Below are 13845 nucleotides of genomic sequence, written 5' to 3' on the forward strand. Positions count from 1 at the left end.
GGGCTATAACTAACGTGCTTTGCAGCACCACAGAGGTTGAACAATGAGCGACGAAGAACTGGAACAGGACGAGCTGGACGGCGCTGACGAGGATGATGGCGAGGAGCTCGCCGCAGCCGACGACGGCGACGCCGAAGCAGACAGCAGCGATGGGGATGAAGCCCCTTCTTCCAAGGGCGGTGGCAAGAAAGCCAAGGCCGCTGCGGAAGAAGAGGAACTGCCCTCGGTCGAAGCCAAGCAGAAGGATCGTGATGCACTGGCTCGCGCGATGGAGGAATTCCTCACTCGTGGTGGCAAGGTGCAGGAGATCGAGCCGAACGTTGTGGCCGACCCGCCCAAGAAGCCGGATAGCAAATACGGCAGCCGCCCTATCTGATATCTGACGCGACGTGAAAAGCCCCGTCGTTCCGTGAGGAGCGGCGGGGCTTTTTCATGTCCGATTATTGCGCGTGCCGTGCTGTACGAGCGAGCTTGCTCGCGAATCGCCTGGATCCAGCGGTAGCCGGGAGCCCTGGTTCGCGAGCAAGCTCGCTCCTACGAATAGCCGTCAGAGCTTCGCCAGAATCGTTGGCAGTTCGGAGAGGTTGTGGATGATCGCGCTGGGCGCCTCTTCGCCGTCCCATTGCTTGCGCGCCGGATTGAACCAGATCGCCTTCATGCCTGCGCGGCGCGCGCCAGCGATGTCATCGCTGGGGTGGTCGCCGATGTGCACGGCGTTTTCTGCCGCTACGCCACCGCGCTTGAGCGCTTCCTGGAAGGGATGCGGATCGGGTTTGCCGACGCCGAGCTCTTCCGCGCACAAGGCGAACTGGAAGTAATCGGCCAGGCCCAGGCGGCGCACATCGGCATTGCCGTTGGTGAGTACGCCGAGGATGAAGCGATTGGCCAGTTGCTCCAGGGTTGGATGTACCTCGGGGAACAGTGCTACCTGGTGCCGCGCGTGGAGGAAGGTCTGGAAGCCGGCTTCCGCCAGATCGCTGGCTTCGGCCTGTGGATAACCCGCGTCGAGCAGCGCGTGGAACAGGATGCGCCGGCGCAGCTCGCTGAGCCGGTGCCTGAGCATCGGGTCCTGCTCCATCAGTCGCGAGCGGATCGCCCACAGGTGCTCGATGGGCACCGGGCCCAGTTGCGCGGCATTGACCGCCAGCCAGTCGCGCAGGGTGGCTTCGGCGCTGTTCATCACCGGGGCGACGTCCCACAGTGTGTCATCGAGGTCGAAGGTGACCAGACGGATACTCATTCTTCTGCTCCGGGTTTACGGCGTGCCCGAGGGTGCGCCTGGTCATAGACCGTGGCGAGGTGTTGGAAATCCAGGTGGGTGTAGATCTGCGTGGTGGCGATGTCGGCGTGGCCGAGCAGCTCCTGCACCGCGCGCAGGTCCTGGGAGGATTCGAGCATATGGCTGGCAAAGGAGTGCCGCAGCATGTGCGGATGCAGGTGCTGGCCCAGCTCGCGTACGCCAGCTTCGCGCACGCGCAACTGGATGGCGCGGGGTGTCAGGCGCTTGCCGCTGCGGCCGATGAACACGGCGTTGTCCTGCGGCGAAACCGTGGCACGCAGTGGCAGCCAGGCCTCGATGGCCTGCCGCGCGGCGCGGCCGACCGGCAGTTCACGGACCTTGTTGCCCTTGCCGTGCACGCGCACCAGGCCGTCCTTGAGGTCCAGCCACTCGAGGTCGAGGCCGACCAGCTCGGACAGGCGCAGGCCCGAGGAATAGAACAGTTCCAGCAGCGCCTGGTCGCGGCGGGCGATGAAGTCATCCTCGACGCCGCCGTCGAGCAGTTGTGCGGTGCGGTCGGTATCCAGCGTGCGCGGTAGCTTGCGCGCGCCCTTGGGCGCGGCGAGACCGTCGGCGGGGTCGTGCCGGCAGCGGCCTTCGCGGATCAGGTACTGGTACAGGCCGCGGGTGGCCGAGAGCAGGCGTGCCAGGCTGCGGCTGGCGAGGCCCTGTTGGTGCAGTCGGGCGACGAACAGGCGCAGGTCGCGTACTTGCAGCGCCGACCATTCGTGGATCGAGGACTTCTCGCACAGCGCAGCGAGGCGCGCCAGGTCGCGGCGGTAGCCGTCGAGCGTGTGCACGGAGACCTGGCGCTCACTGCGCAGGTGTTCCAGATAGGCTTCGATGTCGGCTTCAAGTGTCAACGCAAGGCTCCAGGCTGCAGGTCGCAGGCTTCAGGAAAAAGCACTCGGCCGCCTGCCGCTTGAAGCCTGCAGCTTGCCGCCGCTCTCAGCGTACCGAGCGTAGTGGCGTGGCGAAGCGCGGCAGGGTGCGCGCGAGGACTTCGGCGACGTAGCCGAGGAACAGGGTGCCCAGCGAGCTCTTGTAGTGCTGCGGATCGGGGCTGCCGATTGCCAGCACGCCGTGCAGTCCCTGGAAGGTCAGCGGTACCACGGCGGCGGAGCCGACCTGCTCGCGTTCGCTGTCGCAGAACAGGAAGGCCAGTTCGTGGGGGCGCAGCACACCGCAGACGGTCTTGCCGCCGGACAGCAGGCCGCCGATAGCCTGGTGCGCTTCGGCACTGCTCACCGAGCGACCCACTGGCAGGTTATTGTCGCTGAACAGGATCAGGCTGACGTAGGGCACGAGGAATTCGTGGCGCAGGCTGTCTTCCACCGTGCTGACAATTTCCTCCAGGCTGGTGGCGTCGAGCAGGTCGAGCACCAGGCGGCGGGTCTTGTCGAACAGGCGGTCGTTGTCGCGAGCCACGTCCATCAGCTGCGACAGCCGATGGCGCATCTCGATGTTGCGTTCGCGCAGCAGGCGCACCTGGCGCTCCACCAGCGACACGGCATCGCCCGGCTGGTGCGGAATGCGCATCTCCGGGATCAGCTCGTCATGATCGACGAAGAATTCAGGATGCCGGCGAAGATAGTCGGCGACCTGTTCGGCTTCGAGCGTAACGGTGGGGTCCTGCGGAGTATCGGTCATAAGCGTCCCGGTTATAGACGTACCTGGCCTTCGAACACCCGCACCGCGGGCCCGGTCATCATAACGGGCTCACCCGGTCCTGCCCACTCGATGGACAACCGTCCGCCGGGAAGCTCGATCTGTACCGGCGATTGCAGCCAGCCCTGGCGAATGCCGGCGACTGCCGCAGCGCAGGCGCCGGTGCCGCAGGCCAGCGTCTCGCCGGCGCCGCGTTCCCAGACGCGCAGGCGGGCATGGTGCGGATTGACGATCTGCAGGAAGCCGATGTTGGCCTTCTGCGGGAAGCTTTCGTGGACTTCGAGTTTCGGCCCCAGGGTGCGTACCGGTGCGCTGTCCACGTCGTCCACGCGCAGCACGCCGTGCGGGTTGCCCATGGAGATCGCCGCCAGCTCGTAACGCTGGCCGTCCACTTCGACGCCATAGCTCAGCGCCTCGGCGTCGGCCTTGAACGGCACCTGTTCGGGCGCCAGGCGCGGTGGGCCCATGTCGACGGTGACCTGGCCATCGTTGGCGATGGTCAGCTCGATCATGCCGCCCTTGGTTTCCACGCGGATGGTCTTTTTCGCGGTCAGGCGCTTGTCGACCACGAAGCGAGCGAAGCAGCGTGCGCCGTTACCGCACTGTTCGACCTCGGTGCCGTCGCAATTGAAGATGCGGTAGCGGAAGTCCGCCTCCGGCGTGCTCGGCGGCTCGACGATCAGCAACTGATCGAAACCGACCCCGAAGTTGCGGTCGCCCCATTGTTTCACGTGGCGTGGCTGCACATGGGCGTGCTGGCTGACCAGGTCCAGGACCATGAAGTCATTGCCCAGCCCATGCATCTTGGTAAAGCGCAGAAGCATCGTCGTCTCGGCCTCAGTCCGGCTGCAGGCTGTTGCCGGCGAACAGCTCATGTCGTGTCGCGCGGCGACGCAACGCCTGCGCGGCTGAGCCATCCACCAGCACCTTGGCGGCGCGGCACCGGGTGTTGTCGTTGGAATTCATGACGAAACCATAGGCGCCGGTCGAATGGACGGCCAGCAGGCCGCCTTCTTCCAGGCCAGGGCTGCGGGGCCGGGCGAGCAGATCGCCCATGGCGCAGGTCGACGAGCCGATACCTGCGGCGATCGTCGAAAACGGCACGGCCCCCGCGAACAGCTGCCCGTCGCGGACGTCGAAGGCGTCCATGGGAACGCCCTCAGAGACCGTAGCGGTCCTTGCTGTGTTCGTTCTTGGCCTTCTCGTCGTCCGGCAGATACAGCGGGCCTTTCTGCCCGCAGCCGGCGATGGCGGCGGTCAGCAGGGCGATCGCGACGAAGGGAAGCAGCAGTCGCTTCATGGCGGAATCCTTGTAATAAAGCGTCAATGGGTCCGGAGTATACCGGCCCCCCGTCGGCTTGCCTATTCAAGCGGGCTCCCGCCCGGCGGGGCTTGCGGCTCGCGCGGGAAGGGCAACTGGCCCTATGATGGCCGGCAAAAAACGGAAAGCCCCATGGACTATCGCGATCCCCTGCCCAGTTCGGTGTCGGTGGCCTACCTGCAGGGGCTCGTGGAGCATCTGCAGCGCCACGGCGTAGACCCGGCGCGCCTGCTGGGGACGGTGCAGCTGGAACCTTCGATCCTTGCCCAGCGCGACCAGCGCATCGCCGCCAGCGCCTACCTGGAGCTGGTGGGCGCCGGCGTGCGCCTGAGCGGCGACGACAATCTCGGCCTGCACCTGGGCGAGGCGGTGCGGCCCGGCTACTACGGCGTGCTCGGCTACCTGATCATGAGCTGCGCGACCCTCTCCGATGCGCTGCACCGCCAGGCACGCTATGCCGCGCTGGTGGGCAACCTGGGGCGCGTGGAGCTGGCCGACGAGCCGCCGCGCGAAGGCTGCGAGCCACTGGTGAAGCACTGCTGGGAGCCGTTGCTGCCGCAACAGCAGCGGCAGATGAGCGAAGAGACGCTGGCCGGTTGGGTCAGCTTCGGTCACTGGGTCAGTGGGGTGGACGAGGCGCCGTTCGAAGTGCGCTTCAGCCACGGCGCGCCGGCGGACACCGGCGAGCACGAGCGCATCTTCCGCTGCCCGGTGCTGTTCGATCAGCCGGACAATGCCCTGGTCTTTCCCAAACGCCTGCTGGCGCTGCCGCTCGGCCAGGCGGACGCCCAGGTGCAGCGCACCCTGGATGCCTACGCCGAGCGCCTGCTGGTGGAAATCAACAAGGGCGACAGCGTGCTTGACCGTGCGCGCCTGGAGCTGGCGCGCCAGTTGCCGGAGCAGGGCGCGGACCTGGAGCGCCTGTCGCAGACGCTGGCGCTGAGCCCGCGTACCCTGCAGCGCCGGCTGCGCGATACCGGCCTGTCGTTCAGCCAGTTGGTGGACGAAACCCGCCAGCAACTGGTGCTGCACTATCTGCGCGACCCGGCGCTGGACACCGCCGACATCGCCTACCTGCTGGGCTTCAGCGAGGCGGGCTCGCTCGCCCGCGCATTCCGGCGCTGGACGGGGCAGAGTCTGGGCGAATACCGGCGTAAACTGGTGCCTTTGACTGATTCCGAGGACGATGCATGAGCACTTTGAGCGAAGCCCGCTTCCACGACCTGGTGGACGCCGTACAGGTAACGGTGGAGGACGCCTTCGACGACAGCGACCTGGACCTCGACCTGGAAAACTCCAGCGGCGTGCTGACCGTGCGCTTCGAGAACGGTACCCAGCTGATTCTCAGCCGCCAGCCGGCGCTGCGCCAGCTGTGGGTGGCGGCGCGCTCCGGTGGCTTCCACTTCGACTACGACGAATCCGGCTCGCTGTGGATCTGCGACAGCACCCGCGAACCGCTGGGTGCGCTGCTCAATCGCGCCACGCTGGAACAGGCTGGCGAGGATGTCGACTTCCCCGGCATCTGACGCGCAGGCGAGCGTCGCCTCGCCCTGCTGCCGGCGCTGCTGCCTGGACGACGCGGATATCTGCGTCGGCTGCGGTCGCACCCTGGACGAAATCCTGGAGTGGAACGAGGCCGACAGTGAGCGTCGCCGGGCGATCCTGGCGGACTGCGAAAAGCGCCGAAACAACCACCAGCCGAAGTGGTGACTGGTCGGTGTTGCTTATTTTCTGTGCTGTGTTAGTGTCCGGGAAAACCCCGCCTTGGGCGGGGTTTTCTTTTTTCGGAATTCATTGCACGTTCGTTCTCCGAACGTCTTTACTGCCAGAACACCCAGGGCCCCGAACGCGCGAGCGTCCGGGGCTCTCCTGTAAGGAGACTGCCAACCATCATGACCACGACACCGATCACCGTTACTCGACTCGACCTGCAACGTCTGGAGCGCATGCTCGACAGCCTGGATGAGTACGGCCCCGCGGCCGAGGCGCTGGAGGCCGAGCTGGCCCGCGCCACGGTGGTCGGCCACGACGAGATACCGCCGGGCGTGGTCACGATGAACTCCACCGTGCGCTGCCGCGAGGAAAGCAGTGGCAAGGAGTACCACCTGACCCTGGTCTACCCGGCCGGTGTCGGCGGTGAAGGCAAGGTCTCGGTCCTCGCCCCGGTGGGTACTGCGCTGCTCGGCCTGACCACTGGCCAGAGCATCGACTGGCCGGCGCCCAGCGGCAAGACGCTGAAGCTGACCCTGCTGGAAGTGGAATACCAGCCAGAAGCAGCCGGCGACTTCGATCGCTGAGTCACTGCCTTCGTTTTGCCCGGGTGCCCGGTCCGGCCTTCAGGCCTCGGCCAGCGCCCGGTTCAGCGCCTGCTCCAGGCTCTGCTTGTAGCGCAGGAAATGCACCGTCTGCAGTTCCCCGCCTTCGCGCATGGCCGACAGATCGAGGTCGGTGATGTAGCAGGGGTAGCGCTCCTGCCCGCGGCGGCGGTCGAGGATGTGCCGGGCCACGGCCTGGAACAGTTCGCTGCCGAACTCCAGCTCCGAGAACTCACGGTGGTTGCAGAACAGCGTGGTGCGCGCGCGCTGGCCTTCGCCCGGTTCGACGATCGCCTGCACGTTGTAGAACGGCAAGGCTTCCAGCGGCTGCGGCGTATTGCGTCGTTCGATGCGTTGCGCGCGTTGGTGACCGTTGGTCACCACTTCGTAGAAGAGGATGTCGGCACCTACCGGACCCTGGGCCTCCAGTAGCGAGATCACCGCGTTGCGACGGTACTGCACTGACTGCAGGAAGCGTTGCAGCGGCAGCAGCAGGCCTTCCTCGCTGTCGTACTCCTGGCGCCGCCGCCAGAGGGCATTGCGCTCGTCGAGGATGGTGATTTCCGCACTGCCTTCGTCCAGGCGGTAGAACACCTGCACGGTATTGGCCCGGCCCAGCGGCAGGATCATGGCGAGGTCGTCGCCCTCCAGCGCATGCCGGTCCAGTTGCAGGAAGCCACTGTCGTCCTGGGTATCGCCCAGGTGCTCGACCAGCGCCGGCAGCCCTTCGATGACCCGATGGCTGACGTTGCCGGGCACCAGGTGCAGCAGGTGGAAGTGCTGGCGCACCTGCAGCAGGTAGCGCCCACCCTTGCCGCTGGCGAGTTGCGCATGGGCATCGCGGAACAGGTCTTCCACACGCTGGGCGATGGCGGTGGCGCGGTTGCGGCAGAAGCAGCGCACCAGCAGGCCTGGCGGTGGGGCTTCGGCGGGCAGGTTGTTGAGGAATTCGCGCAGGCAGTCGAGCAGCGCGTGGGGCCCCGAGTAGCGGCTGACCAGCAGTTCGTTCCAGCTGTTGAGGGTGACCTGGTCAAGGGTCAGCACCAGGTTGTCGCGCACGCCGGAATAGCCCAGCGAGTCGGTGCGCTCGGTGGTCATGTGCACGTTCATCTGGCTGTGCTGGCGCAGCGGGTCGACGCCGACGTTGACCAGCAGCAACACCTGCGAAGGGACGGCGCTGCGCAGCAGGGCGCTTTCCGGCACCTCGTTCAGCGGCAGCGGTACGGCCTGCTGCAGGCAGCCCAGCAGGTTCTGCAGTTCGAATTCGCTGAGGTCGCTGCTGCCCGGTTGCAGGGACAGCCGCGTGGTCGCGTCGATCACGCCGTTGCGGTGGCTCCAGGCGAGCAGTTCCATGAGGTCGCGGGCGCGGCGCAGCGGGGCGAAGTCGGCCATCTCCTGCAACGCCAGGTTGCCGCTGAACAGCGCCCAGTAAGGCGGCTTGCCGGCCTCGCCGCCGGGTAGTTGGGCGAGGGTAAGGATGTCCTCGGCCATGTCCGGGGCGATGCCCGGGTTGATGAACTCGACCTTGCCGGCCTTGCGCTCGAAGGCGGCATACAGGCGGCGGCCGAGAATGCCCATGTCCCGTGGGTTGATGCCGCTGGCGGCGTGCTGCAGGCGAGCGAACTGCGAGAGGAAGCGGTAGCTGTGGGTCAGCTCGTTGACCAGTGCGCGGCGCTCCAGTAGCACCTGGCGCACCTTCCACTGGCTGCGGCTGTCGAGTTGGGCGAAGGCGCGGCTGTCCCATTTCCAGGGCGCCGAGACGTGCTCCATCACCTTGCGCTGCCAGCTCTTGTGGCCCTGGCGCGGCGGGCGGCTGAGCTTCTTGCCGACCTTGAGGTAGAGGCAGCGGCGGATCAGTTCCAGGCGCTCGGTTTCACCCCGCTCCTGGAGGTATTCCTCCAGGCGGCGATAGAGCATGACGTAGGGGTCGAGCTCTTCTACGTCCAGGCGCCCGGCGTAGATTGCCTGCTTGTAGCGCAGGCTCAGGCAGGAAACCTGCGGGTGTTCGCTGGCATAGACCTCGGTGAGGAGCAGCTTGAGCACCGACTTGTAGGGGGACTCGATACCCTTGAACAGCTGCCACATGCCGGCGCCGATGAACTCTCCCGGCGGGATGCGCGCCAGGTGGCCGAGATCGAGGACATCCTCGGCGCGGATGAAGCGCTTGCTCAGCAACGTCTGGCAGTACTCGGCGTAGCGGTTCTCTTCGTAGACCGGCACCAGCCACCACAGCGGCGTGCGGCCGCCGAGCCAGATGGCGGTGCGGTAGAACTCGTCGAGCAGCAGGTAATGCTGGCTGGTGCCGCAGTCGTCGGAGGTCAGCCGCGCCTCGCGGGCACCCTGGGTATAGTGCTGCGGGTCGACCAGGAAGCAGTGCACCTCGGCGCCCTGGGTGGCTGCCCATTGTTCGAGCAGCTCGCACTTGCGGCGCAGTTCGGCGAGTTCCCTTTCGGAGAGGTCCGAGGCGTGGCAGACCCACAGGTCCAGGTCGCTCTGCTCAGCCTGGGCGACAGTGCCCAGGCTGCCCATCAGGAACAGTCCGTGGATCGGCAGCGGCGGGTTGCCGCGACGGGCCTTGTAGCTGAAGGAGCGGGTCAGGCGCTGGGCTTCGGCGAGCAGTTCGTCGTCCGGGACGAAGTTCGACAGCCCGGCGGGTGTGCTGGCCGACACGTAGCCGGGCAGCAGCGGGTGGTTCACGTCCAGCAGCAGCGGCAGCAATTTGAGGACGAGCTGCTGACGAGTGGAAAGCGCTTCACTGGCCCGTTGCAGACGGGCGGCGTTGACCTTCAGGAAGCGCTGGCGCAGCTGCGTCAGCACCTTGCGGTCGATACCGTCGTCGATGTCAGGGCGGATTTCGGGTGTGAGCGTCATGGCGTACTGCTGTCTGGCCAGCGGCGCCGCATCAGGGAATGCGGCGCTCGGAAGTGTGCCAGTTTATCGCCCGCTCGCGGGGGAACTTGAGGTCAGCTGCGCAGGATGCCGAGCAGGACCTGGGCGTGCTCGGCGGCGTCGAGACCCAGGCTGGTGAGATAGCCGCCGTCCTGCTGGTCGATCAGGCCCTTGGCGTGAAGCCTGCCGGCGGCCGCCACGGCCTCGGCGGAAGCGTCATGGTGCACTTTCAACCCGGCCTTGCTGTTCTCGAGGTCATACAGCGCCAGCAGATCCAGTTCCTCAACCATTTCTTTCGTGAAAGCCATTCGCCTAACTCCCGATGGTCAATGAGGCTTCAGTGTAGTCTCAAGTCCGACTGGTTCGGCAAGCGGTGTTATGCCGCTGTCTCATTCGGCAACAGTGCCATCCGGCAGGGTCGGCAGCGCACGCAGCGCCTGTTCGTACCATTCGCCGTTGAACGGGCGGTCCTCGGCCAGCATCGCCTCGATCTCGTGGGCGAGTACCAGGGCCATCAGGTGCAGGGCATCCTCGCGCTCGTAGCCGACCAGGGTCAGCTTGTTGAGCACCGCTCGTGCGGCTGGCGGGCTCTCGCTTTCGATCTGGTTCTCGATGGCCTGGATCAGGGTGTCTTCGGCGAAGGACTCTTCGCTATCGTCTGGTTCGCTCATCACGGGATGCTCCGATGGGCTTGTGAAGCGCCGGGAAGTTGGCCAACCTGCGGGGCAACTTCAGGTGCGTAAAAAGGATTGTCGGGCGACATGATCACCTATTACACCCTCGTCGGCGACCGCCTGGTGCGCCACAACGGCAACGAATGCCATGGCATGCCCAAGGACACGCTGTGGATCGACCTGTTCCAGCCGACGGCGGAAGAAGAACAGTTGCTGGAGTCGATCATCGAGGTGGATGTGCCGACCCGCGAAGAGATGGCCGAGATCGAGGATTCCTCGCGCTTCTACGAGAGCAAGGGGGCGCTGTACATGACCACCACCGTGGTGGGCGGCATCCGCGAGCACAATCCCAGCACCTCGGAAGTCACCTGCGTGCTCACCCCGCACTGGCTGGTGACGGTGCGCTACACCGACCTGCTGGCCTTCCGCACCTTCGAGACGCGCACCCAGCGCGGTGGCTGCGAGGGGCGCAGCGACCAGTTGTTCGTGACCCTGATGGACAGCGTGGTGGACCGGATCGCCGACGTGCTGGAAAACGTGCAGAAGCAACTCGATACCCTGGGCAGCAGCATCTTCCGCGAGGGCCAGGCCAGCGAGAAGGCTGACCTGCAGGAAGTGGTCAAGCAACTGGGGCGCAAGAACTCGCTGCTGTCCAAGCTCAACGAGAGCCTGCTGAGCATCAGCCGGCCGCTGGCGTACTTCCGCCAGGGCAGCAACGGCTGGATCAGCGACGAGGTGAAGCTGGGCATGAAGTCGGTGGAGCGCGACGTGCGCTCGCTCAGCGAATACCAGACGAAGATGGCCGGGGAAATCACCTTCCTGCTCGATGCCACCCTGGGCCTGATCAACATCGAGCAGAACAGCATCATCAAGGTGTTCTCCATCGCCGCCGTGCTGTTCCTGCCGCCGACCCTGGTGGGTACGGTGTACGGCATGAACTTCGCGCACATGCCCGAGCTTGCCTGGTTGGCCGGCTACCCGATGGCGCTGGTGGCGATGGTGGTCTCGGCGATCATTCCGTACTACTGGTTCAAGTACAAAGGCTGGCTGTAGGGCAGGGCGGACTTTCTCCGAATTTCTTCATCGCTATCCCGACAGGGGTATTGATGTCGGTCAAATGGGTGTGTGGCGGGGCTGCGCAGAGTGGAGGTAACCCATAGCCCTGACCGTCTCACAGGAGGAGACCATGCCGCAGCCCGACAGCCAGAAGAACATCCCCGCACAAGTCCCGCACGCCAGTACCGAAGGCGGTGCTGCCATCGAGGCGCAGAGCCAGGGCCCGGTAGCGCTGACCGTGGCCCTGGCCCCGCGCGGCAGCAACGAGGACTCCACTTCCGCTGGCCTGCCCGCCAGCTATCCCTACCGCAAGCGCCTGCAACGCAAGGAATACGAGGCGTTGAAGGCCGAGTTGCAGATCGAACTGCTGAAGGTGCAAAGCTGGGTGAAAGAGACCGGCCAGCGCATCGTGCTGTTGTTCGAGGGGCGCGATGCCGCCGGCAAGGGCGGCACCATCAAGCGCTTCACCGAACACCTCAATCCGCGCGGGGCCCGCGTGGTGGCGCTGGAAAAACCCAGCGACGCCGAGCGCGGCCAGTGGTACTTCCAGCGCTACATCCAGCATCTACCCACGGCGGGCGAAATCGTCTTCTTCGACCGCTCCTGGTACAACCGCGCCGGCGTCGAGCGGGTGATGGGCTTCTGCTCGCCGCGTCAGTACCTGGAGTTCATGCAGCAGACGCCGGAACTGGAGCGCATGCTGGTGCGCAACGGCATCCACCTGTTCAAGTTCTGGTTCTCGGTCAGCCGGGAGGAACAGTTGCGTCGCTTCGTCTCGCGCCGCGACGACCCGCTCAAGCACTGGAAGCTGTCGCCCATCGATATCCAGTCGCTGGACCGCTGGGACGACTACACCCAGGCCAAGGAGGCGATGTTCTTCCATACCGACACCGCCGATGCGCCCTGGGTGGTGGTCAAGTCCGACGACAAGAAGCGCGCGCGGCTCAACTGCCTGCGGCACTTCCTGCACAGCCTGGATTACCCGGACAAGAACCCGAAGATCGCCCGCGCCCCGGACGAGCTACTGGTGGGCCGCGCCGCACTGATGGACCGTGACGAGCTGGAGCGCCCGACCCAGGCCGTGGTGCCGGTGGCGGAGCCCATCCCGGCCTGAGGCGTTACTGCTGGCTGAGCTGCATGAGCTGCCCGGAGACGGCGCGGGCATTGCGATCGACGATGATCGGCGCCCACGGACGACCGGAGGCGCTGACGCCGCTGTTGCTCTTGCTGTTCATGTCCAGCAGCGCCTTGCTCAGGTATTCCCAGCGCGTACGCAGCTTCTTGGTGGCATCGCTATCGGGCAGTTGCTCGATGCGCTGGGTCAGCAGCGGTACCAGCACGCTCTCGTCCTGGCCGAGGTATTCCTGCGGCTGCTCGCGGGCCAGCTCCAGGCCGCTGATGTAGGCGCGCCCGAGGTATTGGGTGGCCAGATACTCGACGCGCACCGGCAGCTCCCACAGCGGGATCTGGTTGGCATCGGCGGCAGGCGGGACGAAGCGTTCGACCTGGTTGAGCAGCTCGCGCAGGGCGCGGCTCAGGTCCTGGTTATAGCGCCAGGGCAGGTCCTCTTCCTTGGGGCCGTAGGAAACGCCATTGCGAATCTGCGTTACGAATTCCGCATGGGCTTTCTTCAGCGCGTCGTCGGCCTTGGGGTAGCCCTTGACCGCGTTGTCCAGCGTGGCCAGGTCTTTCTCCAGCTGGGCGGCGTGGGTTTCCTGGAAGCCTTCGCCGCGTAGCAGCAGTAGGCTGTTGATCGAGCGGCAGGTGTAGACCTGCAGGGTCTGCAGTTGCAGTTCCTCGCTAGGCAGGTTGGCCTGGGCGGCGAGGGCGAAGAGTCCGAAACAGCACAGCACGAACCCACGAACGACATCGAGATTCCGGAGCATGGCGGAGGCGTCCTTATTGTTATTGTGAGCCGCGCGATTCGCCGGATGTGTGTCTTTTTGGCGCCAGAAACGCAGCTATTCCTAGGCTAGCCGCGAACGCAGCCGCTGCAACCGACCGAAAGAGTGATTTGCACAGGTGATGCCCGGTGCGCGAGAAGGTGCCGGCGGAAGGTCAGGAGGGGAGGACTGCTCTGGGGAGAGCCGGACCTTCCGCCGGGCTTGAGGGGCAGGCTGGCGTCAGAAACGCCAGTAGGCCGAGAGGGTGGTCTGGTCGAGGTCGATGTCGCCGACGTCCAGGTATTCCTGCTCCAGGCGCACGCCGAGGCCGCCGATCACGTCCACTTCGCCACCGAAGCCATAGAGTGCATCCACGTCGTCCGACTTGCCGGCGGCGTCGTCATCGGCGTGCCAGGCGTGCACGCCGGCGATGCCATACAGGCGGATGCGCTGGCCAATGGGGAAGCCCAGGTGGACGTTGGCCTGCAGCGACTCACCGTCGAAGTGCTTCCTGCCGTCGCTCATGTCGCCGAAGTCGACCACCGCGCCTTCCAGGGACAGGTAGTTGTTGAAGCGGTAGCCGGCGTACAGCTTGTAGCTGTTGTCGTGGTCGTCGAAGGAGCGGTCGTCGATCTCGAGGCGAGTCACGCCGCCACCGACGTATAGGCCGCTGTCGTCGGCCATCGCCAGGGCCGGGGCGGTCAGGGCGAGGGCGCAGAGAAGTTTCGAAAGGCGCATAGGATTCCCTTGCGGCCGGTGG

Annotated in this window: 17 protein-coding genes and 1 pseudogene; 7 read left to right on the top strand and 11 right to left on the bottom strand. The window is 65.7% G+C overall.

The genetic code is table 11. The features are described from left to right. Nucleotides 1-43: 43 nt before the first annotated feature. Nucleotides 44-376: a transcriptional regulator SutA gene (gene sutA / locus N5C91_RS00390; protein ID WP_054910833.1), complete on the top strand. Its 333-nt coding sequence runs from the start codon at nucleotides 44-46 to the stop codon at nucleotides 374-376. 171 nt (nucleotides 377-547) lie between these two features. Here the strand turns inward: sutA and N5C91_RS00395 are convergent, their stop codons facing one another. The 6 genes and pseudogenes from N5C91_RS00395 to N5C91_RS00420 all read right to left on the bottom strand — a co-directional run bounded on the left by N5C91_RS00395 (nucleotide 548) and on the right by N5C91_RS00420 (nucleotide 4247). Next, the gene (locus N5C91_RS00395; protein WP_236174290.1) at nucleotides 548-1240 is read right to left on the bottom strand and encodes an HAD family hydrolase; all 693 of its coding nucleotides are present in this window, start codon (nucleotides 1238-1240) and stop codon (nucleotides 548-550) included. After that, complete coding sequence (gene xerC, locus N5C91_RS00400; RefSeq protein ID WP_236174291.1) at nucleotides 1237-2142, bottom strand: tyrosine recombinase XerC; 906 nt, start codon at nucleotides 2140-2142, stop codon at nucleotides 1237-1239. Before xerC ends, N5C91_RS00395 begins: the two co-directional genes overlap by 4 nt. Before the next feature lie 85 nt (nucleotides 2143-2227). Continuing rightward, nucleotides 2228-2929 carry a DUF484 family protein gene (locus tag N5C91_RS00405; protein ID WP_236199240.1) on the bottom strand — a complete coding sequence of 234 codons (702 nt, stop codon included), beginning with the start codon at nucleotides 2927-2929 and terminating at the stop codon, nucleotides 2228-2230. Between the two features lie 11 nt (nucleotides 2930-2940). Next, nucleotides 2941-3771 (bottom strand): diaminopimelate epimerase, encoded by an 831-nt coding sequence (gene dapF / locus N5C91_RS00410; protein WP_236174293.1) that lies wholly within the window; start codon nucleotides 3769-3771, stop codon nucleotides 2941-2943. Nucleotides 3772-3784: 13 nt separating this feature from the next. Beyond that, nucleotides 3785-4000 (bottom strand): annotated as a pseudogene (locus N5C91_RS00415) (diaminopimelate decarboxylase); the annotation flags it as partial. A gap of 106 nt (nucleotides 4001-4106) precedes the next feature. Then, nucleotides 4107-4247, bottom strand: a complete 141-nt coding sequence (locus tag N5C91_RS00420) for a lipoprotein (RefSeq protein WP_017520757.1) — start codon at nucleotides 4245-4247, stop codon at nucleotides 4107-4109. A gap of 153 nt (nucleotides 4248-4400) precedes the next feature. On the opposite strand from N5C91_RS00420, the gene N5C91_RS00425 reads away from it, so the two are divergent. From N5C91_RS00425 to rnk, 4 genes are all read left to right on the top strand, one after another. Next, the gene (locus N5C91_RS00425; RefSeq protein ID WP_236174294.1) at nucleotides 4401-5462 is read left to right on the top strand and encodes an AraC family transcriptional regulator; all 1062 of its coding nucleotides are present in this window, start codon (nucleotides 4401-4403) and stop codon (nucleotides 5460-5462) included. Next, complete coding sequence (gene cyaY / locus N5C91_RS00430) at nucleotides 5459-5794, top strand: iron donor protein CyaY (protein ID WP_024762102.1); 336 nt, start codon at nucleotides 5459-5461, stop codon at nucleotides 5792-5794. The genes N5C91_RS00425 and cyaY overlap by 4 nt, the downstream gene beginning before the upstream one ends. After that, nucleotides 5772-5978 carry a DUF1289 domain-containing protein gene (locus N5C91_RS00435; protein ID WP_279826848.1) on the top strand — a complete coding sequence of 69 codons (207 nt, stop codon included), beginning with the start codon at nucleotides 5772-5774 and terminating at the stop codon, nucleotides 5976-5978. The genes cyaY and N5C91_RS00435 overlap by 23 nt, the downstream gene beginning before the upstream one ends. 182 nt (nucleotides 5979-6160) lie before the next feature. Next, complete coding sequence (rnk, locus tag N5C91_RS00440; protein WP_279826851.1) at nucleotides 6161-6565, top strand: nucleoside diphosphate kinase regulator; 405 nt, start codon at nucleotides 6161-6163, stop codon at nucleotides 6563-6565. 39 nt (nucleotides 6566-6604) lie between these two features. Here the strand turns inward: rnk and N5C91_RS00445 are convergent, their stop codons facing one another. The 3 genes from N5C91_RS00445 to N5C91_RS00455 form a co-directional block, all read right to left on the bottom strand. Continuing rightward, nucleotides 6605-9454 carry a class I adenylate cyclase gene (locus N5C91_RS00445; protein WP_279826853.1) on the bottom strand — a complete coding sequence of 950 codons (2850 nt, stop codon included), beginning with the start codon at nucleotides 9452-9454 and terminating at the stop codon, nucleotides 6605-6607. A gap of 92 nt (nucleotides 9455-9546) precedes the next feature. Further along, nucleotides 9547-9780, bottom strand: coding sequence for a TIGR02647 family protein (locus N5C91_RS00450; protein WP_236174298.1), 234 nt, complete (start codon nucleotides 9778-9780; stop codon nucleotides 9547-9549). An 81-nt stretch (nucleotides 9781-9861) separates the two neighbouring features. Then, nucleotides 9862-10143 (bottom strand): hypothetical protein, encoded by a 282-nt coding sequence (locus N5C91_RS00455; protein WP_236174299.1) that lies wholly within the window; start codon nucleotides 10141-10143, stop codon nucleotides 9862-9864. Nucleotides 10144-10233: 90 nt separating this feature from the next. On the opposite strand from N5C91_RS00455, the gene N5C91_RS00460 reads away from it, so the two are divergent. Together N5C91_RS00460 and ppk2 are read left to right on the top strand one after the other, a co-directional pair. Then, nucleotides 10234-11199: a magnesium transporter CorA family protein gene (locus N5C91_RS00460; protein ID WP_236174300.1), complete on the top strand. Its 966-nt coding sequence runs from the start codon at nucleotides 10234-10236 to the stop codon at nucleotides 11197-11199. 133 nt (nucleotides 11200-11332) lie between these two features. Then, a complete protein-coding gene (ppk2, locus tag N5C91_RS00465; RefSeq protein WP_236174301.1) occupies nucleotides 11333-12316 on the top strand; it encodes a polyphosphate kinase 2 in 984 nt (327 codons plus the stop codon). Between the two features lie 4 nt (nucleotides 12317-12320). On the opposite strand, the gene N5C91_RS00470 is transcribed toward ppk2, so the two are convergent. Together N5C91_RS00470 and N5C91_RS00475 are read right to left on the bottom strand one after the other, a co-directional pair. Continuing rightward, on the bottom strand, nucleotides 12321-13088 hold the full coding sequence (locus tag N5C91_RS00470) for a hypothetical protein (protein ID WP_279826860.1): 768 nt from the start codon (nucleotides 13086-13088) through the stop codon (nucleotides 12321-12323). A gap of 237 nt (nucleotides 13089-13325) precedes the next feature. After that, entirely contained in the window at nucleotides 13326-13823 is a 498-nt protein-coding gene (locus tag N5C91_RS00475) for an outer membrane beta-barrel protein (protein ID WP_279826863.1), read from the bottom strand. Between the last annotated feature and the right edge of the window lie 22 nt (nucleotides 13824-13845).

This window comes from Pseudomonas sp. GD03903 (assembly GCF_029840045.1).
Classification (GTDB): Bacteria; Pseudomonadota; Gammaproteobacteria; order Pseudomonadales; family Pseudomonadaceae; genus Pseudomonas; species Pseudomonas pseudonitroreducens.